The sequence below is a fragment of the Rhodanobacter sp. FW101-FHT13A11 genome, from assembly GCF_058790335.1.
The window spans coordinates 430,297-451,690 of sequence record NZ_JBYTCN010000001.1; the positions used below are offsets into that span (position 1 = coordinate 430,297).

General features: G+C 69.8%; 15 protein-coding genes. 8 read left to right on the top strand and 7 right to left on the bottom strand.

Going from position 1 to position 21,394, the window contains the following annotated elements; all coding sequences use genetic code 11:
- Positions 1-84: 84 nt before the first annotated feature.
- The 8 genes from AC3WRN_RS01950 (at position 85) to AC3WRN_RS01985 (ending at position 11,871) form a co-directional block, all read left to right on the top strand.
- Positions 85-1,617 (top strand): transglutaminase-like domain-containing protein, encoded by a 1,533-nt coding sequence (locus tag AC3WRN_RS01950; protein WP_492621647.1) that lies wholly within the window; start codon positions 85-87, stop codon positions 1,615-1,617.
- A gap of 54 nt (positions 1,618-1,671) precedes the next feature.
- Complete coding sequence (locus tag AC3WRN_RS01955; protein WP_492621648.1) at positions 1,672-4,671, top strand: TonB-dependent receptor; 3,000 nt, start codon at positions 1,672-1,674, stop codon at positions 4,669-4,671.
- Between the two features lie 81 nt (positions 4,672-4,752).
- A complete protein-coding gene (gene lysA / locus AC3WRN_RS01960) occupies positions 4,753-6,063 on the top strand; it encodes a diaminopimelate decarboxylase (protein ID WP_492621649.1) in 1,311 nt (436 codons plus the stop codon).
- A complete protein-coding gene (locus tag AC3WRN_RS01965) occupies positions 6,054-7,265 on the top strand; it encodes a dipeptidase (protein WP_492621650.1) in 1,212 nt (403 codons plus the stop codon). Before lysA ends, AC3WRN_RS01965 begins: the two co-directional genes overlap by 10 nt.
- 184 nt (positions 7,266-7,449) lie before the next feature.
- On the top strand, positions 7,450-8,997 hold the full coding sequence (locus AC3WRN_RS01970; protein WP_492621754.1) for a serine hydrolase: 1,548 nt from the start codon (positions 7,450-7,452) through the stop codon (positions 8,995-8,997).
- A gap of 179 nt (positions 8,998-9,176) precedes the next feature.
- On the top strand, positions 9,177-9,878 hold the full coding sequence (locus tag AC3WRN_RS01975; RefSeq protein WP_492621755.1) for a M15 family metallopeptidase: 702 nt from the start codon (positions 9,177-9,179) through the stop codon (positions 9,876-9,878).
- Between the two features lie 172 nt (positions 9,879-10,050).
- Positions 10,051-11,103: a serine hydrolase domain-containing protein gene (locus tag AC3WRN_RS01980; RefSeq protein ID WP_492621651.1), complete on the top strand. Its 1,053-nt coding sequence runs from the start codon at positions 10,051-10,053 to the stop codon at positions 11,101-11,103.
- 21 nt (positions 11,104-11,124) lie between these two features.
- Entirely contained in the window at positions 11,125-11,871 is a 747-nt protein-coding gene (locus tag AC3WRN_RS01985; RefSeq protein WP_492621652.1) for an N-acetylmuramoyl-L-alanine amidase, read from the top strand.
- 25 nt (positions 11,872-11,896) lie between these two features.
- Here the strand turns inward: AC3WRN_RS01985 and trpE are convergent, their stop codons facing one another.
- The 7 genes from trpE to pdsR form a co-directional block, all read right to left on the bottom strand.
- Positions 11,897-13,372 (bottom strand): anthranilate synthase component I, encoded by a 1,476-nt coding sequence (gene trpE, locus AC3WRN_RS01990; RefSeq protein ID WP_492621653.1) that lies wholly within the window; start codon positions 13,370-13,372, stop codon positions 11,897-11,899.
- 91 nt (positions 13,373-13,463) lie between these two features.
- Positions 13,464-14,654 (bottom strand): PepSY-associated TM helix domain-containing protein, encoded by a 1,191-nt coding sequence (locus AC3WRN_RS01995; RefSeq protein WP_492621654.1) that lies wholly within the window; start codon positions 14,652-14,654, stop codon positions 13,464-13,466.
- A 10-nt stretch (positions 14,655-14,664) separates the two neighbouring features.
- Positions 14,665-15,378: a DUF4198 domain-containing protein gene (locus AC3WRN_RS02000; RefSeq protein ID WP_492621655.1), complete on the bottom strand. Its 714-nt coding sequence runs from the start codon at positions 15,376-15,378 to the stop codon at positions 14,665-14,667.
- An 8-nt stretch (positions 15,379-15,386) separates the two neighbouring features.
- Positions 15,387-17,558, bottom strand: a complete 2,172-nt coding sequence (locus AC3WRN_RS02005) for a TonB-dependent receptor (protein WP_492621656.1) — start codon at positions 17,556-17,558, stop codon at positions 15,387-15,389.
- Positions 17,559-17,710: 152 nt separating this feature from the next.
- Positions 17,711-19,726, bottom strand: coding sequence for an ATP-binding protein (locus AC3WRN_RS02010; RefSeq protein WP_492621657.1), 2,016 nt, complete (start codon positions 19,724-19,726; stop codon positions 17,711-17,713).
- 12 nt (positions 19,727-19,738) lie between these two features.
- Complete coding sequence (locus AC3WRN_RS02015; protein ID WP_492621658.1) at positions 19,739-20,317, bottom strand: hypothetical protein; 579 nt, start codon at positions 20,315-20,317, stop codon at positions 19,739-19,741.
- Positions 20,314-21,003: a proteobacterial dedicated sortase system response regulator gene (gene pdsR, locus AC3WRN_RS02020; protein ID WP_492621659.1), complete on the bottom strand. Its 690-nt coding sequence runs from the start codon at positions 21,001-21,003 to the stop codon at positions 20,314-20,316. The genes AC3WRN_RS02015 and pdsR overlap by 4 nt, the downstream gene beginning before the upstream one ends.
- Positions 21,004-21,394: the final 391 nt, after the last annotated feature.

A 21,394-nucleotide genomic window follows, 5' to 3' on the forward strand; every position in this document is an offset into this window, starting at 1 on the left:
CGATTGAAGCATAAATTATTGACCAGTATTTGCAAGCGTGTTACACAGCGGTTTCAGGGGATTCGTTGCGGGGGACGCTTGTCGATGGATACGTTGCTGCCTGTCGCACCGGGAATACGCCGCCATGTCCGTGGCCTGCGCCTCGTCGCGTCCCTGCTCGCCCTGCTGTCCGCCGCACCGCTCGCCTTCGCCGGCAACGGCGCCGACGGCAAGGTCGTCGCCCCCATCATCGCCCAGATCGACGCCGGCCACTTCAAGGCGGCCGACACGGCGATCACCGGCGCGCTGGCGCAGCCCGGCCTGTCCGCCGACACACGCGACGCGCTCGCCTTCCAGCGCGAACGCATGCGCCGCATCCTGCTCGACTTCACCCTGAGCGCCGACGACGTCAAGGCGCGCGTGCGCAAGCCGATCCCCGACCTCAGCGAAGCCGAGTTCGCCAGATGGAACGCGGCCGGCCTGTTCGAGCACCAGGTGATCGACGGCCGCACGGTGTACTTCAAGCGCGCGCCCAGCAACTTGTTCCGGCTCAGCCCGGAAGCAGTGGCGCGGCGCGCGGTGCAGACCCCGATCACCGACGGCCCGATGGCGTCGCTGAACGAACATCAGCGCGCCATCTACCAGGCGGCGCTGGCCGAACACCGCAGCAGCGTGCTGCCGCAGCGCCTGCGCATGACGCAGACCCTGACCGCCGCCGCCGACGCGGTGCCGGCCGGTGAAACCGTGCGTGCGTGGATCCCGTACCCACAGGCGGTGCCGGGCCAGCAGGAGGACATCCGCTACGTCGCCAGCGTGCCGGTGCAGCACCGGATCGCGCCCGGGTCGGTGCCGCAGCGCACGGTGTACCTGGAGAAACCCGCGGTGGCCGGGAAGAAGACGGTGTTCTCGGTCACCTACGAGCTGACCCTGTTCGCGCAGTACCACGCGATCGACGCCGACAAGGTGCAGGCGGCAGCCATCACGCCGGAACTGGCCCCGTACGTGGCCGAGCGCGCGCCGCACATCGTGTTCACCGACGCCATGCGCAAGTTCTCGCACGAGGTGGTCGGCGACGAGAAAAATCCCTACCGCATCGCGCAGAAACTGTTCGCCGCGGTCGACCGCATCCCGTGGGCCGGCGCGCGCGAGTACTCCACCATCTCCAACATCAGCGACTACGCGCTGCACGCCGGCCACGCCGACTGCGGCCAGCAGACCCTGCTGCTGATGGCCCTGCTGCGCCTCAACGGCATCCCCGCGCGCTGGCAGTCGGGCATGGTGTTCTTCGGCAACGGCGACGGCAGCCGCTACAGCAACATCCACGACTGGGGCTACCTGTACCTGGCGCCCTACGGCTGGGTGCCGATGGACGTCACCACCGGCCGGCTGCAACCCGGACCGGGCGACGACAAGTCGCTGGAATGGTTCTACCTCGGCGGGCTCGACAACTACCGCATCGCCTTCAACGACGACTTCGGCCGGCGCTTCCAGCCGGCCAAGCGGCACTTCCGTTCCGACGACGTGGACTCGCAGCGCGGCGAGGCCGAGTGGCGCGGCGGCAACGTCTATTTCGACCAACTGGACTACGACTTCGACTGGCAGATCCTGCCGGCGGCGCAGGGACGCAGCGGCAAGTAATCCGCGGCTTTTCATAAACATGGCATCGACAGCGTCGATGGGGGAGATGGGGACATGAGCAACACCCGGATATTGCACAGGACCGCACTCAGCATGGCGCTCGGTCTCGGCCTGGTGACACTGGCGGTACCCGCGGCGTACGCCGGCAACAACGACGGCTCGGTGGTGGGCCGTGCCCAGCCGGGAGCGGTGATCACCGCGGCGAGCCCGGCGACCGGCCTGACCCGCACCATCACCGCCGACCAGCGGGGCAACTACCGCTTTCCGTTCCTGCCGGTGGGCGACTACACGCTCAGCGCCAGCAGGGACGGCCAGCCGCTGGGCCAGCCGCGCAAGGTCACCGTCAGCCTGGGCAACGCCACCACGGTGGACCTGGCCGGCGCCCCCAACGCCACCGAACTGGCGACCATCAACGTCACCGGCACCGGCCTGCCGGTGATCGACGTCACCTCGACCGAATCGGCCACCAACATCTCGCGCGAGGAACTGGTGCGCCTGCCGGTCAACCAGAACGTCGCCTCGGTAGCCCTGCTCGCGCCGGGCGTGGTCAAGGGCAACGCCAGCTTCGGCGGCATCTCGTTCGGCGGCTCGTCGATCGCGGAGAACGCGGTCTACGTCAACGGCCTCAACGTCACCGACTTCTACAACCGCAACGGCTTCTCCGAGGCGCCGTTTGCGTTCTACCGGGAGTTCCAGGTCAAGACCGGCGGCTACTCGGTGGAGTTCGGCCGCACCACCGGCGGCGTGATCAATGCGGTGGCGCGCTCCGGCACCAACGAGCTGAAGGGCGGCATGGAAGTCACCCTGGAGCCGGGCAACTGGCACTCGGCGGCCAAGGACCGCTACGACGCCAGCGGCCGCCGCTACCTCACCGCCAGCCGCGACCGGAATTCGCTGGTGAAGACGAACGTCTGGGCCTCCGGCCCGATCGTCAAGGACAAGCTGTTCATCTTCGCGATGTACGAGGCCCGCGGCAGCAGCCCGCGCAACACCAACAACGCCGGCACCACGCTCACCGCCAACAGCTCGAATACCGGGTTCTGGGGCACCACCATCGACTGGAACATCACCGACAGCAACACGCTGCAGCTGATGGCGTTCTCCGACAAAAACAAGAACACCGGCGACGTCTACGGCTACAACTTCGGCACCCACACGATCGGCACCCGGACCAACAAGGTCCTCACCGACACCGGCGGCAAGGACTGGGCGCTGACCTGGACCAGCTACCTCACCAACGACCTGTCGATGAAGCTGATGACCGGCCGCAACGAGCGCGAGGCGTTCACCCGCTCGCAACTCGACATCGCCTGCAACTACGTCGCGGCGAACAACGCATTCATGAAGATCCACGACCCCGGCGTGCGGCTCGGCTGTACCAGCAACTCCACCGTCTACAAGCGCAACGACACCCGCAAGCAGGCGCGCGCCGACTTCGAGTGGACGCTGGGCAACCACCTGCTGCGCTTCGGCTACGACCACGAGAACGACACCTCCGAGTACAACCGCCACTACGCCGGGCCGGGCGCGTTCTACTACAACCTGTATGCGGCCAAGCCCGGCGACACCATCTCCAACGGCGGGGTGATTCCGCCCGGCTACGACGCCTACGTGCGTGCGCGCCGCTACGAAATCGCCGGCACCTTCACCACCAAGAACGCCGCGTACTACATCGAGGACAGCTGGCAGGTCACGCCCACCCTGGTACTCAACGCCGGCGTGCGCAACGACAGCTTCGACAACCAGGACGCCGCCGGCCGCAGCTACATCAAGATGGACAGCCAGATCGCGCCGCGGCTGGGCTTCTCGTGGGACGTCCGAGGCGATGGCAGCGCCAAGCTGTTCGGCAACCTCGGCCGCTACTTCCTGCCGGTGGCCAACGTGATCAACATCAAGCAGGCCGGCGGCCTGCTCGACGAGCGCACCTACTACGCGTTCAACGGCTGGGACATCCAGACCCTCAACGGTGTGCAGTACGCCGTGCCCAAGCTGGGCCCGCAGCTCGGCGCGGTCGATGTCTCGCAGGGCAACGGTACCGTGGGCGACCTGCGCTCCGAGGTCGACCGCAACATGGACCCGGTCTACCAGGACGAGGCCATCCTGGGCTTCCAGCAGATGATCAACCCGCAGTGGTCGTGGGGCGTGAGCACCACCTACCGGCGCCTGCACAACGCCATCGACGACATGCAGATCACCGCCACCGCGCAGTGCGGCGGCAACGGCTACATCGGCTGGGTGATGGCCAACCCGGGCAAGAAGGTCACCGTGTGGGGCGACACCGACTGCGACGGCAAGCCGGACGGCTGGGTCACCGTGGACACCTCGAAGGAAGGCTGGGCGATGTACGACGCCTCCGGCAAGTACCTCGGCCAGCGCGGCTGGGTGAAGCCGAAGCGCACCTACGCCGCCATCGAGCTGCAGCTGAACCGCGCGTGGGACGAGCAGTGGGCGATGAACGCCTCGTACACGATGTCGTGGAACCGCGGCAACGCCGAAGGTCCGGTCAACTCGGACACCAACTTCGACGACACCGGCCGTACCGAGAACTTCGACAACCCGTGGGTGAACCTGGGCGGCGACGGCTACCTGCCGAACGACCGCCGCCACCAGTTCAAGCTGCGCGGCACCTACGCGCTCACCCCGAACTGGCAGCTCGGCGCCGACCTGAGCGCGATGTCCGGCGGCCCGATCACCGGCTTCGGCGTGGGCAACCCCTACGACAAGACCAACTACCACAGCTATTACATCTGCGTGCAGAACTGCGACTCACCGATCTCCGAGAACCGCGTCTACGAACGCTCGCCGCGCGGCAAGTACGGCCGCATGCCGTGGACCATCGCGCTCAACGCCGGCATCAGCTACATCCGGCCGTTCGACGGCGGCGAGTTCCGCGTGAAGCTCGCCGTCTACAACCTGTTCAACTCGCAGCGCACCACGGCGGTGGACCAGGACCTGCAGACGTCCATCTCCAATGCCACCAGCGACACCTTCCGCCAGCCGCTGGGCTTCCAGTCGCCGCGATTCACCCAGCTGAGCATGGCCGTTACCTTCTGATCGACCTTCCCGATCGCGGCCCGCCGAGTGGCGGGCCGCTCTCTTCCCGACACCTCCGCACCCACCACCGATAGCGCATCCATGTCCACGCAGACGACGAGCCGCCCGACGGCGGGGAAAACCGCCCGGGAAACGGCCAGTGCCAACGGCATGTTCGACGGCGTCGACCTGCGACAACTGGCCGAACGCATCCCCACTCCGTTCCACGCCTATTCCGCCAGCGCGATCCGCCAGCGCATCGGCGAATTGCAGGCCGCGCTCGCCGGCCTCGACGCCACCATCTGTTTCGCGGTGAAGGCCAACGCCAACCTCGCCATCCTGCAGCTGATGGCGAACGCCGGCGTCGGCGCGGACATCGTCTCGGCCGGCGAACTGCGCCGCAGCCTGCACGCCGGCATTCCCGCCGAACGCATCGTGTTCTCCGGCGTGGGCAAGAGCGCCGACGAGATCGCCGGCGCGCTGAACGTGGGCATCATGCGTTTCAACGTGGAGTCGCTGGACGAGCTGCACGCGCTGCAACGCGCGGCCAAGGCGCAGGGCGTGGTGGCTCGCGCCGCGGTGCGCATCAACCCCGACGTGGACGCGCAGACCCACGCGAAGATCTCCACCGGCAAGTCGGAAAACAAGTTCGGCGTCGGCATCGACGAGGCGCGCCGCTGGTTCGCCGGCCGCAAACAACTGGACCACGTGCAGCTCGACGGCCTGCACGTGCACATCGGCTCGCAGATCCTCAGCCTCGATCCGTTCCGCCTGGCGCTGCAGCGGGTCGCCGCGTTCTGGCGCGAACTCGAACAGGCCGGCCATCCGATCGGCAGCATCGACGTGGGCGGCGGGCTGGGCGTGTGCTACCGCGCCGGCGTGGACCGGCCGGTCGCCGCCGCCGATTACGTGGCCGTGATCCGCACGGCGCTGGCCGGCTATCGCGGCCGCCTGCTGCTGGAGCCTGGCCGCTGGCTGGTGGCCGAGGCCGGCGTGCTGCTGACCCGGGTGATCCGCATCAAGCCAGGCATCGAACGCCGGTTCCTGGTGCTGGACACGGCGATGAACGACCTGCAGCGGCCCAGCCTGTACGACGCCTGGCACGATATCGTGCCGGTGGGCGGCGAACCGCGTCCGTTGGCCACCTACGACATCGTCGGCCCGGTCTGCGAAACCGGCGATACTTTCGCCCGTGCCCGCGAGCTGCCCGAATGCGCGGCCGGCGACCTCTTGCTGATCAGGGCCACCGGCGCGTACGGTGCGTCGATGGCCTCCACCTACAACTCGCGGCCGCTGGCGGCCGAGGTGCTGCTCGACCAGGGCTGTTACGCCGTGGTGCGCCGCCGCCAGCACTTCGAGGAAATGATCGCCGGCGAGCAGCCGGCGCGGAACTGGGAAACGACATGCGCCTGACCGCCCGCCTCGCCATCCTCGCCGCCCTGGCCCTGCCCGTCGCGCTGCACGCGCGGGCCGTGCAGGATCCGCCGATCACCATCGACACCCACGTCGACATCCCCTTCAACTACATGGGCGAGCCGCGTTTCGACGTCGGGCACGACACCCGGCTGCTGGTCGACCTGGGCAAGATGGAACGCGGCGGCCTCAACGCGGCGTTCTTCGTGATCTGGGTGCCGCAACACCAGCTCGACGCCGCCGGCTACGCCAAGGCGGTGCAACAGGCCAACCGGAAATACGACGGCATCGGCCGCATGCTGATGATGTATCCCGACCGCATCCGCCTCGCCACCACGCCCGGACAACTGGTCGCCAACCACGAGGCCGGCCTGCTCTCGGCCACGATCGAGATCGAGAACGCCTACTCGCTCGGCCACGACATCCGCCGCCTCGACGCCGCGTTCGACCGCGGCGCGCGCTCCGTCGGCCTGGTCCACGTCGGCAACAACGACCTGTGCAGCAGCTCGCTGCCCGACACCGGGCACGGCGAGCCGGCGATGAACAGCGCCGGCGACAAGGGCATGAGCGAGTTCGGCCGGGCCGTGGTGGAACGCGCCAACCAGCTCGGCATGATGGTCGACATCTCGCATGCCTCGGACCGCTGCGTACGCGAAGCGCTCAAGGTATCCGACGCGCCGATCATCGCCACCCATTCCGGCGCCCGCGCCGTGCTCGACCACCCGCGCAACCTGCCCGACGACCTGCTGCGCGCGATCGCCGCCAAGGGCGGCGTGGTGCAGGCCGTGGCGTACAAGGAATTCCTCAAGCACGACCCCGGCCGCGAGGCTGCCGAGAAGGCGCTGCAGGAACGCGTGGCGAAACAGGCCGGCGAAAAAGAGTACGACAGCGACAACGACGACTACCGGCCCGAGATGGACGCGGGCATGGCCGAGATCCAGAAGAAATATCCGCTGGCCACGCTGGACGACTACGTCAAGCAGATCCGGCACATGGTGCAGGTCGCCGGCATCGACCACGTCGGCCTCGCCTCGGACTTCGACGGCGGCGGCGGCATCACCGGCTGGAAGGACGCCAGCGAAACCCGCAACGTCACCGCGGCACTGCGCCGCGCCGGTTTCAGCGACGCCGACATCGCCAAGCTGTGGGGCGGCAACCTGCTGCGCGTGTGGCGCGAGGTCGAGCGCCATGCGCAACACTGAGGCGAGCTGCCCACTTTCTCTCCCTCCCCTGCCACGCAGGGGAGGGTTGGGGAGGGGTGCTCTTCCGCACGCTCGAGCTACCCCCTCCCAACCTCCCCCTGCCAGCAGGGGTAGGAGCCAGAAGCGCGGCACCGGGCAACAAGAGGCCTGCACCCTGCTCCCTCCCCTGCAACGCAGGGGAGGGCTGAGGCTGGGTGCTCTTGCGCTCCTGCTTCTGCTCGCCGTCCCGGTCGTCGCCGCCCAAACCGCCAACCCAACCTACGACAAGATCGTCGACGCGGCGATCGCCCGCTACCACCTGCCCGGCATCGCCGTCGGCGTGATCGAGAACGGGCAAGTCGTCTACGTGCGCACCGCCGGCGAAACCGTCGCCGGCTCGGGCCAGCCGATCACCCCGCGCACGCTGTTCAAGATCGCCTCCAACAGCAAGGCGATGACCACCGCGTTGCTCGGGCGTCTCGTCGATGCCGGCAAGCTGCGTTGGGACGACCCGGTGACGAAATACCTGCCGGACTTCCGCATGCACGACCCGTGGGTCACCGCGAACATGCGCGTGGCCGACCTGCTCACCCACTCCAGCGGCCTGCCCGAAGGCGGCGGCGACCTGATGCTGTGGCCGGAGCCGAACGCGTTCACCCGCGCCGACATCATCCACGGCCTTGCCTACATCAAGCCCGGCTACAGCTTCCGTTCGCAGTACCAGTACGACAACCTGCTCTACGTGGTGGCCGGCGAAGTGGCGGCCGCCGCGGGCGGCGCGTCCTACGAAACGCTGATGCGCCGCGAGGTGTTCGAGCCGCTGCACCTGGATCGCTGCCAGGTCGGCGCGTGGAACCGCGACACGGTGGGCGACGTGGCCACGCCGCATCGCCGCGACGGCGGCCGCAACGTGGCGATCCCCGAGGCCGCCGCGATTCCCGCGATCACCTCCGCCGCTGCCGGCGGCATCCGCTGCGACCTCACCGACATGCTGGCGTGGGCGCGCAACTGGCTGGCGCCCACCACGGCTCAGCTGAAATGGCTGTCGCCGGTACAGCGCGACGTGCTGCAGGCACCGCACATGCTGATTCCAGTCTCCACGCAGCGCCGCAAGCGGGACAACACCCACGTGATGGCCTACGGCTACGGCTGGCGCATGGCCGACGCCGACGGCCAGTGGAGCGTATGGCACACCGGCACGCTGAACGGCATGTACTCGATGCTGGCCCTGCTGCCGGATCACGGCAACGGCTTCGTGTTCATGATCAACGGCGACGCGGGCGACGCGCGCACCGTACTCGGCGAAGTGCTGATGAAGCACTTCACCGCACCCGGCGACCGCCGCGGCGTGGACTGGTACGCCGGCGCGCTGGAGCAGCAGGCGAAACAGCGGCCGGCCGCCTCGGGTGCGCCGGACACCTCGGCGCAGCAGCCGGCCTCGCCGGCCGAACTGGCGCGCTGGAGCGGGCAATACCGCGACCCGTGGTTCGGCGACATCACGCTGTGCCCGCGCGACGGCAGGATGCACTTCGCCGCCGCGAAATCGCCGTCGCTGGCCGGCACCATGATGCGCCTGGGCGAGCGCTATTTCGTGCACTGGGACGATTCGGCTGACCTCGACGCGTGGCTGGATTTCAACGCCGCGACCGGCGACCAGCCGATCACCCTGCGCATGGCCAAGCTCGACCCGCTGGGCGACTTCAGCTCCGACTACGAAGACCTCGACTTTCGCCGCGTCGGAACCTGCCCATGATCACCCGTCCGCCCATGACTACCCGTAGGAGCCCGCTGGCGGGCGATGCTCTTGCGAACTCCGAATCCCGGCTCTCAACAGACGAACGTCTGGTCATCCCGGCTTTCAACAGACGAATGTCTGGTCATCCCGGCAAAAAAAGCATCGCCCGCCAGCGGGCTCCTACGACAACCGGGTATCTGTTCGTGCTCGCCTTGCTCGTCGCCGCCGGCGGAATCGCCCACGCGGAGCAGGCGCCCGTGCTGTCGCCCGCCAAGATCGCCGCCGCCGCGAACCTGGTCGACATCCGCACGCTGGTGCCGGACATCGCCGAGGACATCAAGTACGCCGGCCACGACAACTTCGTGGGCGCGCCGGTGGACGGCTACCTGGCGCCGAAGTGCCTGCTGCTGCACCCGGTGGCCGAGGCGCTGGCGCGGGTCGAGCGCGAACTGCGCACGCAACACTTGCGCCTGAAGATCTGGGACTGCTATCGCCCCGCTCGCGCAGTGGCGCATTTCGTGCGCTGGGCACACGATCTTGGGGACCAGCGCACCAAGCCGCAACACTACCCCACGCTGGACAAGTCGAAGCTGCTCGGCGACTACATCGCGCCGGTCTCCGGCCACAGCCGCGGCGCCACCATCGACCTCACGCTGCAGCGCTGCGCCGCCGACGGCACGCGTTGCGAGCCGCTGGACATGGGCACCGACTTCGACTTCTTCGACGTGCGCGCGCACACCGACGCACCCGGCATCACTGCCGCGCAGCGCGCGAACCGCCTGCTGCTGCGCGATGCGATGGCCCGCGAGGGCTTCCGCAACTATCCGATGGAATGGTGGCACTACACCCTCGCGCCGGAACCCACGCCGCACACGCTCTACGACGTGCCGGTGCAATGACGCCAACACCGGACATTCACACACCTGAACCGTAGGAGCCCGCTTGCGGGCGATGCTTTTGCTTTTGCGAATCCCGGCTCTCAACAGACGAACGTCTGGTCATCCCGACTCCAAAAGCATCGCCCGCGAGCGGGCTCCTACGGGTGTTTGGCCATGACGAGGGAGTTTTGCCGTGTTCAAGAGATCTGCCATCTTCGCCGTGATCCTGCTGCTCGGCGGCTGCGCCTCCGGCACCAGGCCGGTAGACCCCACCGGCGCGATGATGCAGCGCTACGCCGGCGACGTGCCCGGCGCCTCGCTGCTGGTACTCAAGGACGGCAAGCCGGTCGTCCGCCGCGGCTACGGACTGGCCAATCTCGAGGACAACGAGCGCGCCACGCCCACGACCAACTACCGGCTCGCCTCGGTGAGCAAGCAGTTCACCGCCGCGGCGATCCTGCTGCTGGCCGAGGACGGCCGGCTCCGCCTGGACGACCCGGTGCGCCGCTGGCTGCCCACGCTGCCGGAGAGTACCGCGGCCGTCACCCTGCGCCAGCTGCTCAGCCACACCGGCGGCCTGGTCGACTACGAGGACCTGATCGCGCCCGGCACCACTGCGCAGGTCAGCGACGACGACGTGCTGCGCCTGCTGTCGGCCACGCCGAAGACCTACTTCACGCCGGGCACCGCGTACCGCTACAGCAACTCCGGCTACGTGCTGCTCGGCCTGGTGGTGGAGCGCGCCTCCGGCATCAGCCTGCCGCTGTACCTCCAGCAGCGTATCTTCCAGCCGCTGCACATGGACCACACCCTGCTCTACGAGCACGGCAAGGGACCGGAAGTGCCAAACCGTGCCTACGGCTACGGCGAGGAAAACGGCCGCTGGACGCGCACCGACCAGAGCGTCACCAGCGCCACACGCGGCGACGGCGGCATCTACTCCTCGATCGACGACCTGGCCAAGTGGGACGCCGCGCTGTACGACGACCGCCTGCTCAGCGCGGCCTCGCGCAAACTCGCCTTCAGCCCGCACGTGAAGGTCACCGGCGAGCCGTACGAAGCCAGCTACGGCTACGGCTGGCGCATCACCGGCGATACCCTGTGGCACTCCGGCGAGAGCATCGGCTTCCGCAATGTGATCGTGCGCTGGCCGCAGCAACACCTCACCGTGATCCTGCTCAGCAACCGCAACGACCCGGAACCGTACCGTACCGCGCTGGCGATCGCGGCGCCGTATCTGCAGTGACCACCCAGGGAGCCGCTGATAATGCGTGATCCGTTTTCCCGCGTGGCCCTGCTGGCGCTGCTCGCACTGCTCGCCGCCTGCACGCCGCTGCCGCCGCGCAACCCGCTGGCGACCTGGGTGCCGTCGCCGAACCACGACATCCGCCGGCCGGTGCTGATCGTGCTGCACTTCACCAACCAGCACTCGGTGCAGGAGAGCCTGGATACCCTGCGTACCGCCAACAGCGGCGGCCCGGTCAGCGCGCACTACCTGGTCGGCGCCGATGGCCGCATCTACCAGCTGGTGGCCGACCAGTTGCGCGCCTGGCAGGCCGGCCCGGGGCGCTGGGGCACCATCACCGACCTCAACTCCGCCTCGATCGGCATCGAACTGGACAACGACGGCGCCGCGCCGTTCGCGCAGCCGCAGATCGACAGCCTGCTGCGCCTGCTCGCCGACCTCACCACGCGGCTGCACATCCCGCGCACGCAGATCATCGGCCACGAGGACCTCGCCCCCGGCCGCAAGGACGACCCCGGCCCGCTGTTCCCGTGGCGGCAACTGGCCACCGCCGGCTTCGGCCGCTGGCCGCAGGGCGCGCTGGCCGATCCGCCCGCCGGCTTCGACCCGTGGCTGGCGCTGGCCGTGGTCGGCTACCCGCTGGAAGACCGCCCCGCCGCGGTGCGCGCGTTCCGCCACCACTTCCGCGGCATCGAGGGCGATGCGCTGGACGACGAGGACCTGCGCATCCTGTACAACCTGGCGCTGCAGATCACGGGGCGCAACTAGCCGCGGTCGGCCCGGCAACCGGACCTCACAACCCCTTCGCCGCCTGCGCCACTGCGCGGAACAGCGCGCGGCCCTTGTTCATCGTCTCCTCCCACTCGGCGGCGGGGTCGGAGTCGAACACGATGCCGGCGCCGGCTTGTACGTGCAGGCGGCCGCCGTGGATCACCGCGGTGCGGATGGCGATGGCGGTGTCGGCGTCGCCCCACCAGCCGATCCAGCCGATCGCGCCGCCGTAGATGTTGCGCTTGGCCGGCTCCAGCTCCTGGATGATCTCCAGCGCGCGCACCTTGGGTGCGCCGCTGAGCGTGCCGGCCGGAAACGTGGCCTTCAGCACGTCCATGTAGCCGAGCCCTTCGCGCACGGTGCCCTGCACCTGCGAGACGATGTGCATCACGTGCGAGTAGCGCTCGATCGCGAACGAGTCGCTCACTTCCACGCTGCCGGTCTCGCTGATCCGGCCCAGGTCGTTGCGGCCCAGGTCGATCAGCATCACGTGTTCGGCGCGCTCCTTCGGGTCGGCCAGCAGCTCGGCTTCCAATGCCTGGTCTTCTTCTTCCGTGGCGCCGCGCTTGCGCGTGCCGGCCAGCGGGCGCACCACCACCTTGCCGTCCTTCAGCCGCGCCAGGATCTCCGGCGAGGAACCCACGATCTGCGTTTCGCCGAGGTCGACGAAGTACATGTACGGCGACGGGTTCAGCGCGCGCAGCGCGCGGTACACGTCCACCGGCCGCGCGTTGAAGCGCACGCTCAAGCGCTGCGACGGCACCACCTGGAAGATGTCGCCGGCGCGGATGTATTCCTTCGCCCGCTCGACCATCGCCTCGAACTCTTCCCTGGTGAAGGACGACTTGAAGTCGCTCTCGTCCAGCGCGGTCGACTGCGTGAGCTGCGGGTACGACGCACCGCCCTGGCGCAGCCGGTAGACCAGCGCGTCGAGCCGGCGCCGCGCCGCGGCGTAGGCCTGCGGCTGCGCGGGGTCCGCATGCACGATCAGGTACAGCCGGCCCTTGAGGTTGTCGAACACCGCCACTTCCTCGGCCAGCATCAGCAGCACGTCGGGCGTGCCCAGCTCATCAAAGCGGTCCCACCGCGCCAGCCGCGGCTCGATGTAGCCGATCGTCTCGAAACCGAAATAGCCGACCAGGCCGCCGCTGAATGCGGGCAGCTGCGGCAGCCGCGGCACGTCGTACTGCGCGCGCAGCTTTTCGATTTCCGCGAGCGGGTCGTCGAGATGGCGGCGCTCGGTGACCTCGCCGGAGTCCTCCACTTCCAGCTCATGCCCGCGCAAGCGGTATACGCGCTTCGCCGGGAGGCCGATGATCGAATAGCGCCCCCAGGTGGCGCCGCCCTCGACCGATTCGAACAGGAAGGTGTACGGGCCGTCGGCCAGCTTCAGGTACACCGACAGCGGCGTGTCGAGGTCGGAAAACACCTCGCGCACCAGCGGGATGCGCGTGTGGCCCTGGCGCGCGAGCGCAGCGAATTCTTCTTGGGTGATCACGGCGTCAGGGTCGAAACGGCGGCGGAAGGCGCACACCTTAGCAGGGCGCAGCAGGGCGCGACAGGCGCGGGCCGCGCGCCAACGGCAGCCTCTACGGCGTAGACACCCTTCCGGCGGCATGCCGGATGCGCCCGGCAATAACCGCCGCGCGCCTGCGCCACCAGAGCCGGAGGCCCAGCAGCAGCATCAGCGCCACCGCCGCGCCGCTTGCCGAAACCAGGATGCGCCCGGCCAGTCCGGCGACCTGCCCCGAGTGCACCTGGAAGGCTTCGCGCAGCACCACATCACCCGCTGTGCCGCCGTCGGCCCAGTCGGCCGCCAGCAGCCCGCCACCGTGCTCGTCCAGGTACAGCCTCGACGGACCGAGCCCGTAACGCGGATTGCGGCCGGCTTCGCCCAGCGCGACCACGAACACGCCGAGCGCAGGATCGCGGCCGATCCGGTACGCGCGCGGCGCGTCGTAGTGGCGCCCGGCCAGGCGCTCGGCGGTGGCGGCGGCGGCACCGAACGTCAGCGGCGGACGCGAGTTGCCCGCCGCGCGGCCCTGCGGAAAGCGCGCAGCCGGCACCGGCGTGACCGCCACCAGCTTCGACAGCACCGGCCGGAACAGTGGCTCCCTGAGGTTCATCATTGCGCCGGTCAGCGCGATCAGCAGCGACAGCGCCGCCAGCCACAGCCCGCCGGCACGATGCAGCTGGTAGTCGCCGCGCCACGTGTCGCTGTCGGGCTTCAGCGACAGCGCCCGCCGCCACGCGTCGCGCCGGCGCCTGCCCCGCGGCCACGCGAGCACCAGGCCGACGCAACTGTGCGCGAACCACAGCAACGCCGCGCCGCCCAGCACCAGCTTTCCCGCCGACCCTGGCGTGTGCAGGCTGTAGTGCAGCGAATACAGGAACGGAATGACGTTGCGGCGCGCCGGTTCGAGCTCGCCCCACAGGCGCGTGCCCAGCACGCGCCCGCTCGCGGGGTCGACGAAGGCCTGGTCGTAGCGCGGCGGCGAGCCGTCCGCGCTGGCGGTGTCCAGCAGCACGGTGTCCTGCCCCGCGTGCGGCAGGCGTACTTCGGTGACGACCATGCCCGGCAACTGCCGCGTCGCCGCCGCGACCAGCGCGTCGACGGGCAGGTCGGGGCCCGCACTGCTGCGGCGGAACAGTTCCGGGTTGAACGCGGCGTCCAGTTCGCGCTCGAACGCGAGCAGGCTCCCGGTCACCGCGGACATCAGCAGCAGCACGGCCAGGCACAGGCCGACATAGCGATGCATCCAGGTCAGTGCGCCGCGCATCGGACCGGTCTCACTCCGCCGGCGGCAGGGCGAACGCCAACGTCGCGGTGTAGCCGTCCTCGTCCGCGAGCCTGCGGTCGCGGCGCGGGCGCGATGCGCTCACCTTGATCACGTTGAGCCCGCTGCTGCCCAGCACGACCTCCGCCCGCCCGTCGGCATCGGTGCGGACGCCCTCGGCCTGCGCGTCGTGCAGATAGTCCGCGGTCACCTTCGCATCGGCGAGCGGACGCCCGTCGAACAAGACCCGGACCGGCAGCACCTGGCCCCTCTGCAACGACATCGGGTCGGCCAGCGGCACGATCTCCAGCGGCAGGCCGAAGGCCTTCGCCGGCATCGCCAGCGGGCGCACGATCGTGGTGGTCGCCTTGACGTCGAAGCTGGTCCGCTCGGCGTCGGCTACCTCGGCGCGGCTGCCCGCGACCCACGCGCCGGCGCGGGTCTTCGACCAGTAACCGTCCTCGAACACCGCGGCCACCGCCGCGACATCCGCGTCGAAGCGCAGCAGCGCATGGCGATCCTGTGCGACGACCGCCGCCTCGCGCGCCTCGCCGGACGCCGTGCGGGCGAGCACCGTGCGCACCTGGCCAGCCGCGTAGGCCTCGTCGACCGACGCCTCGCCGAGCACCAGCGCCCATGCTCCCGCACGCTGCGCGACCCACACGCCGTGCGCCGCGGCCAGCGCGGGCAGCAGCATCGCGACGGCGGCCGCCAGGCACAGGCGCATGGCGCGGCTCACAGCTCCACCGTCATCGACAGGTGCACGGTGCGCGGATTGCCCTGCAGCACGCCGCCGTAGATCGCCGACTGCCAGTAGCGGTGGTCGGTGAGGTTCTCCGCATACAGGCGCAGCACGGACGGGTTGCCCGCGAGGCGCGTGGCGTAGGCCACGCCCGCGTCCCAGCGGTCGTAGCCCGGGACGCGCAGGGTGTTGGCGCGGTCGAGATAGCGGTTGCCGACGTGGAAGTAGCCCGCGTTCAGCGACAGTCCCTCGATCGCGGCCAGCCGATAGTCGACGAACGCGTTGGCCTGGAACCTGGCGGTGTTGCTCGGGCGCTTGTCCTCCAGTCGCGCGTTGCCGGTGTCTTCCTGCGCCGCGTCGAGCCAGGACGCGCCGGCGATCGCGCTCAAGCGCTCGGTGATGGCGCCGTTGGCCGTCACTTCGAGGCCGCGGTGGTGCTGGTGGCCGTGCTGCTTGAACACGTTGTCGGCGGGATCGACTTCCTGCAGCGGCTTGTCGATGTCGAACCACGCCGCGGTCGCCAGCAGCGACGGCAGCACCTGCCACTTTGCGCCAAGCTCGTGCTGCCGGCTCTTGACCGGATCCAGCCGGCGCCCGCCGTTCGCCGCCCACACCGGCGCGTAGGCGCCCTGCTCGAAGCCTTCGGTGTAGGTGCCGTAGAAGGTAACCGCCGCGGTCGGCTTGAACAGCAGAGCCGCGGTCGGCACGGTCGAATCCACGCTGAAGTCGCGCTGGCCGCCGGCGGCGAACGCGGTGTCACTGCCGTAGCGCAGGTAGCGCGCGCCGGCGAGCACCTGCCAGTAGTCGCCGAGCGAGAGGGTGTCGCTGGCGAACACGCTGCGCTGCGTGGTCCGCGTGCGGTTCTTCGCGGTGGCCTGGTCGAGGTCCGGCCTGGGGAACGAGCGCGGCGCGTAGATGTTGCCCACCGTTTCCGGAAATACCAGGAAGCCGCCGTCCCGCAGTTCGTTGCGGGCGGCCGCCACGCCTAACACCAGGTCGTGCCGGATGCTGCCGTCGCCGAGCTTGCCCGACAGGTAGCTCTGTCCGGCGGTAGTCTCGAACTTCTGGTCGGGGGCGTAGTAGTAGTCGCCGGACAGCACGTCGCCGTTCGGCGCGACTTCGTAGACGTCAGGGAACGCCGCGTCGCGGCCGGTGCGGCTCGCGCCCAGCTGCGTGGTGAGCAGCCAGCCCGATGCCAGCGTCACGTCGAGCCGCGAGCCCAGGTTCCAGCCCCGCGAGCGGTAGCGGCCCCACGGCTGCCCGACCAGGGTGCGCGGGTCGAAGCTGTCGGCAGGCACCACGGTGCCGCCGCTGCGCGGACCGACCAGCGCGCTGGCCGCCAGCTGCTTCTTCTGGTAGTCGGCATCCAGCTGCAGCAGCGCGTTCTCGCCGAGCCTGAAGTCGAACGCAGCGGAGACGAAGTTGCGCTCGAGGTCGCCGTAGTGGCGGTAGTCGCCGACCTTCTCCGAGGCCGCATTGACGCGGTAACCGGCGCCGCCGTTGGCCATCGGGCCGCCCGCGTCCACCGCGAAGTAGCGGCCGTCGTGGTTGGTGGCCTCGCCGGTCAGGCTCACGAACGGATCGCGCGTGGGGCGCTTCAGCACGTAGTTCACCACGCCGCTGGGCTCACCCACGCCGTACAGGAAGCCGGACAGCCCCTTGAGCACGTCGACGCGCTCCTTGTTCTCCAGCGGCACGTCCATGTAGACGTTGGTCGCCAGGCCGTCACGGCGCACGTTGTTGAGGGCGTTGGCGGAAAAGCCGCGAACCGCGATGCCGTCGTAGGAGGCACCCGGCGTGGCGGGCGTGACCGAGGGATCGTTCTTCAGCACGTCCAGCGCCGTGCGGGCGCGCTGCTCCTCGATCGTGTCGGTGGCGAAGGAACCGATCGAGAACGGCAGGTCCTTCAGGTCGCGCATGCCGAGCGCGCCGGCATTGACGTCACCAATCTCGAACAAGCGCGGGCGCTGCCCGGTGACGGTAACCGCATCCAGCGTCTTCGCCGGGGATTCCGCATTGCCGACAGCGGACGGCGCGGACGCCGGGGCCGATGCAGATGCGGTGGTGTCGGTGGCAACGGCGGGCGCCGTGGCGGCAACGGTGACGGCCAGCAGGCTGGCGCGGACGGCGCAGGACAACCGTGTCCTGCTTGAAGCAAACGACATGATGGAATCCATTGGTAATGGGAACTATTCTCATCATGACAGATGCCGTTCGCCCCGACAATCCGTGCCGACACGCCATCGCACCGGACGGGAAGCCACGCCCCGCCCGCCCGGATACCTACCGGGAAGCCCCGCCCCACCCGCCCGGATACCTACGCCAGCCGCTGCCGCGGCATGCCGTGCAGGCGCAGCGAGAACGCCACGCCGCTGCCGTCGTCGAGGTTGCGCGCGCTGGCCACGCCGCCGTGGCGTTCGGCGACCAGCCGCACCACGTACAAGCCCAGGCCCAGGTGCGGGGCGTCGCCGGGGGTGGCCTTGTCGCGCAGGCTGACCAGCGAGTCGAACAGCCGACCCTGCATCGCCACGGGCAGCAGCGGGCCCTGGTTGGCCAGCTCGATCTCGGCGCCGTCCGGCGTGCTGCGCAAGGTAAGTCGCAGCCAGCCGTCAGGCGGGGTGAACGACAGCGCGTTGTCGAGCAGCTTGTCCAGCGCCTGCGCGATCAGTTCGGGCGCGCCGTGCAGGTACAGCGGCACGTCGGGCAGCGTGCAGTCGAGCCGGCGTGCGCCGACCAGCGGCCGGTAGGCTTCGGCGCAGCCGCGCACCACGTCGCGCAGGTCCACGTCCTCGGGTTCGGCGGCCAGGATCGAGCGCTCCATCCGGCTCGACTCGCTCATCGCGCGCACCAGCGCGCCCAGCCGCGCCACGCCGTCGCGGGCACGCGCCAGGTACGGCTGCGCCTCGGCCGGCAACGCGGCATGCTCGAGATTGTCCAGTGACGACTTCACGATCGCCAGCGGCGTGTTGAGTTCGTGCGAGAGCTTCGAGGCCAGCGTGCGCAGGTAGTCGGTGTAGCTGCCGACCACCTCGAACAGCCGCTCGAAGCTGCGCGCCAGGTCGCCGATCTCGTCGGGCGCGTCGGTCATCGGGAACTTGCCGTGCTCGAACGAGCCGTCCAGACGCCCATCGTTGAGCTGCGCGCGTTCGGCCGCGTTGCGCAGGCGGCCCAGTCGGAGGCTGAGCCGGGTGGCGAACGCGAGCAGGATGCCGCCGGCCACCAGCAGCACGCCGAAGCTGGTCAGCAGCAGGCCGAACAGCGCGCGGTTGGCCAGCAGCGGCACCGTGCGGCTGGCCTGCTCCAGCAGCAGCACGCCGTCGATCCGGCCGGCGTGCCCGATCGGCACTGCGGCGGCCAGCACCACGCTGCCGCGTTCCTCGCCGCTGCGCCATACCGATACCGGCTTGCCGGCGCCCGCCTCGGCCACTTCGCGGGTGTCCAGCCGCGGCACGTCCTGCGACCACAGGCCGGCATCCTCCAGCCGTGTCGCCAGCAGCGAGCGGTAGACCAGCGCGGCGAACCAGCCCGGCTGGCCGTCGCTGCCGGGCGCCGTGTTCAGGCGGCCGCTGCGCGCCAGCAGCCAGCCCCGCGACGCCAGCACGCGCGCCTGCACGCGATCGGGCACCAGCTGCGCCAGCTCGCCGGCGAGCTTGTCCGAATAGCCGAGCAGGGGCCGCGTGTCGGCGGCCATCCGGTCGCCACCGGCCGCCGCGTCGTACACGCCGACGCCGAGCGCGTGCAGATGGAGATCGCGCGGCAGGCGCAGCTCGACCCGGTAACCGCTGCCGTCCTCCTGCCATTGCGCGGCGATCGTCTCCGGCAGGCCGTCGACCGGCGGATCCAGCGGCCGCGCGGCGAACGGCCCCGGCGCCGCGCTGGCCAGCAGGTAGCGGCGTTGGCCGTTCGCGTCGCCCAGCGCGAGGATCAGGTGATCGGCCGCCAGCGCGCCCGCATCGTCCGCATCGGCGCGGCTGCGCCGGGTGGCGCGCACGTCGGCGTACAAGTACAGCCAATCGTCGTCCGCGGCCAGCAGCAGCTTGCCGCGCGAGCCCAGCGGCTGGCTCCACGGCGTCAGCGGCGCCCAGTCGTCACCGTAGCCGTCCACGGTGATCGGGTTCGGTGCCTGCTGCACGTACCAGCCCGGGCCGGCGGATTCCGGCGCCACCGCGCCGGTCACCACCAGGCTGCGCGCCACCGCATTCGCCGACGCCAGCAGCGCCTGCGACTGCCCTTCGCGCAGCAGCGTTTCCATCTGCCGCACGTACAGCCAGCCGGCCACCGGCAACGCCAGCGTGCACAGCGCGACCAGCAGCAGCTTGCGGCGCAGCGTCATCGGGGCCGGCGGTCAGCGGCCATGCGCGGGCGCGGTGTTGTCCCTTGCCCAGCGCGTGGCCACCACCACGCGCATGAAGTCGTCGAGCAGCGCGCGGCGCGACGGGTCGGCATCGTCGAACGCCATCGACCAGCTCAGCCGCACGCCGCTGGCCGCGCCCGGATCGCAGAACACCAGCACGTCGTCGATGCGGTCGCTGCCTTGGTAGACCGAGGCCTCGCACGGCATGGCCGGATGCCGCACGGCGAGGCCGGACACCCTGCCGGCCGGGTCGTGCTGCAGGTAGCGCTTGCGGTCGGCCTGCACCTCGTCGGCCAGGGTGGCCAGCTGGCGCGGCCACACGTTGAGCACCATCACCCGCTGCGGCTTGCCGCTCCATTCGCCCCGGTACAGCACGGCATTGACGCCGATCGCGCGCGCGTAGGTGCAGCAGTCGCGCGTCCAGCCGGCCGGCGTGGCGACACGGATCGCCCAGGCCGGCGCGTTGCCGTCGCGGGCGCCGCGCGCCAGCACGTCGTCGTCCTTGCCGCCGGCCTGCGCCAGCGCCGCGAACGCGCACAGCATCAACGTCAACCCGATGCGCCGACTCACGGCTTCCACCGGTAGCCGACGCCGTGCACGGTCTCGATCGCGTCGAACTCCGGCGCCACCGCGATGAACTTCTTGCGGATGCGCTTGATGTGCGAGGTGATGGTGGCGTCGTCCACCACCAACTCGGCCTCGCGCATCAGCTGGTCGCGGTTCTTCACATGGCCGGGGAAGCGGATCAGCGTGTGCACCATCCAGAATTCGGTGACGGTGAGCGGGACCTCCTCGCCGTTCCAGGTGATGCGCATGCGCTCGGATTCCAGCTTCAGCGGACCGTGCTCGATCACCGTCTCGCTGGACGCCGGCACCTTCAGCGATTCGATGCGGCGGAACAGCGCGGCGATGCGCGCGGCGAGCTGGTGCAGGCTGGTGTCCTTGCTGAGGTAGTCGTCGGCGCCCAGGCGCAGGCCGGAGATCACGTCGAAATCCGAATCGCGCGCGGTGAGGAAGATGATCGGCAGCGTGGCCGATTTCGCGCGCAGCTCGCGGCACAGGTCGAAACCGCCCTCCGGCTCGTCGCCGAGGCCGATGTCGATGATCACCAGTTCGGGCAGGCGCATCGCGAACGCGCTGGACGCTTCCCGCCGCGAACCGTAGCCGCGCGCGTCGTAGCCGAAGCGGTTCAGCGCCTCGACGTAGTTGGCCCGGATCAACGGTTCGTCTTCGACGATGGCGATGCTGCGGCCCATGGCGCACTCCCTGATGACGGTGCGCGCAGCGTGCTATGCGAATCGCATGCGCGCAAGCCGCGCGGCGCGCTTGCCCGCGTTTTGCCACATGCCGGCAGCCGGCCGGCCCGATTGCGCCGGCGCCAGCGCCCGTGCCGGCGGTTTGATAGGCCCCAGGTAGCCGACCGGGAATGCCGCGATGCCCAGAACCGAATCCACCGAACGCGACCCCAACGCCGAACTGCGCGGCTTCGAGCCGCTGCGGGTGGCCCTGGCGCTGGGCGCCCTGCTGCTTGCCCTGCTGCTCAGCCTGTGAGGTGGACGCCAATGGACCCGCTCCGTCCCGACCCGAATTCGCTCGACCGGTTTGCCGTGGAAGGCCGCGTTGCGCCCGGCGCGAAGGGAACCGCGC

What these genes read in the sequence shown, in the direction of transcription:
- AC3WRN_RS01950 (WP_492621647.1), top strand. Translation starts at nt 85, where the DNA reads ATGGATACGTTGCTGCCTGTCGCACCGGGAATACGCCGCCATGTCCGT.
- AC3WRN_RS01965 (WP_492621650.1), top strand. Translation starts at nt 6,054, where the DNA reads ATGCGCCTGACCGCCCGCCTCGCCATCCTCGCCGCCCTGGCCCTGCCC.
- AC3WRN_RS02000 (WP_492621655.1), bottom strand. Translation starts at nt 15,378, where the DNA reads ATGCGCCTGTGCCTGGCGGCCGCCGTCGCGATGCTGCTGCCCGCGCTG.
- AC3WRN_RS01985 (WP_492621652.1), top strand. Translation starts at nt 11,125, where the DNA reads ATGCGTGATCCGTTTTCCCGCGTGGCCCTGCTGGCGCTGCTCGCACTG.
- lysA (WP_492621649.1), top strand. Translation starts at nt 4,753, where the DNA reads ATGTCCACGCAGACGACGAGCCGCCCGACGGCGGGGAAAACCGCCCGG.
- AC3WRN_RS02005 (WP_492621656.1), bottom strand. Translation starts at nt 17,558, where the DNA reads ATGTCGTTTGCTTCAAGCAGGACACGGTTGTCCTGCGCCGTCCGCGCC.
- AC3WRN_RS01995 (WP_492621654.1), bottom strand. Translation starts at nt 14,654, where the DNA reads ATGCGCGGCGCACTGACCTGGATGCATCGCTATGTCGGCCTGTGCCTG.
- AC3WRN_RS01955 (WP_492621648.1), top strand. Translation starts at nt 1,672, where the DNA reads ATGAGCAACACCCGGATATTGCACAGGACCGCACTCAGCATGGCGCTC.
- AC3WRN_RS02010 (WP_492621657.1), bottom strand. Translation starts at nt 19,726, where the DNA reads ATGACGCTGCGCCGCAAGCTGCTGCTGGTCGCGCTGTGCACGCTGGCG.
- pdsR (WP_492621659.1), bottom strand. Translation starts at nt 21,003, where the DNA reads ATGGGCCGCAGCATCGCCATCGTCGAAGACGAACCGTTGATCCGGGCC.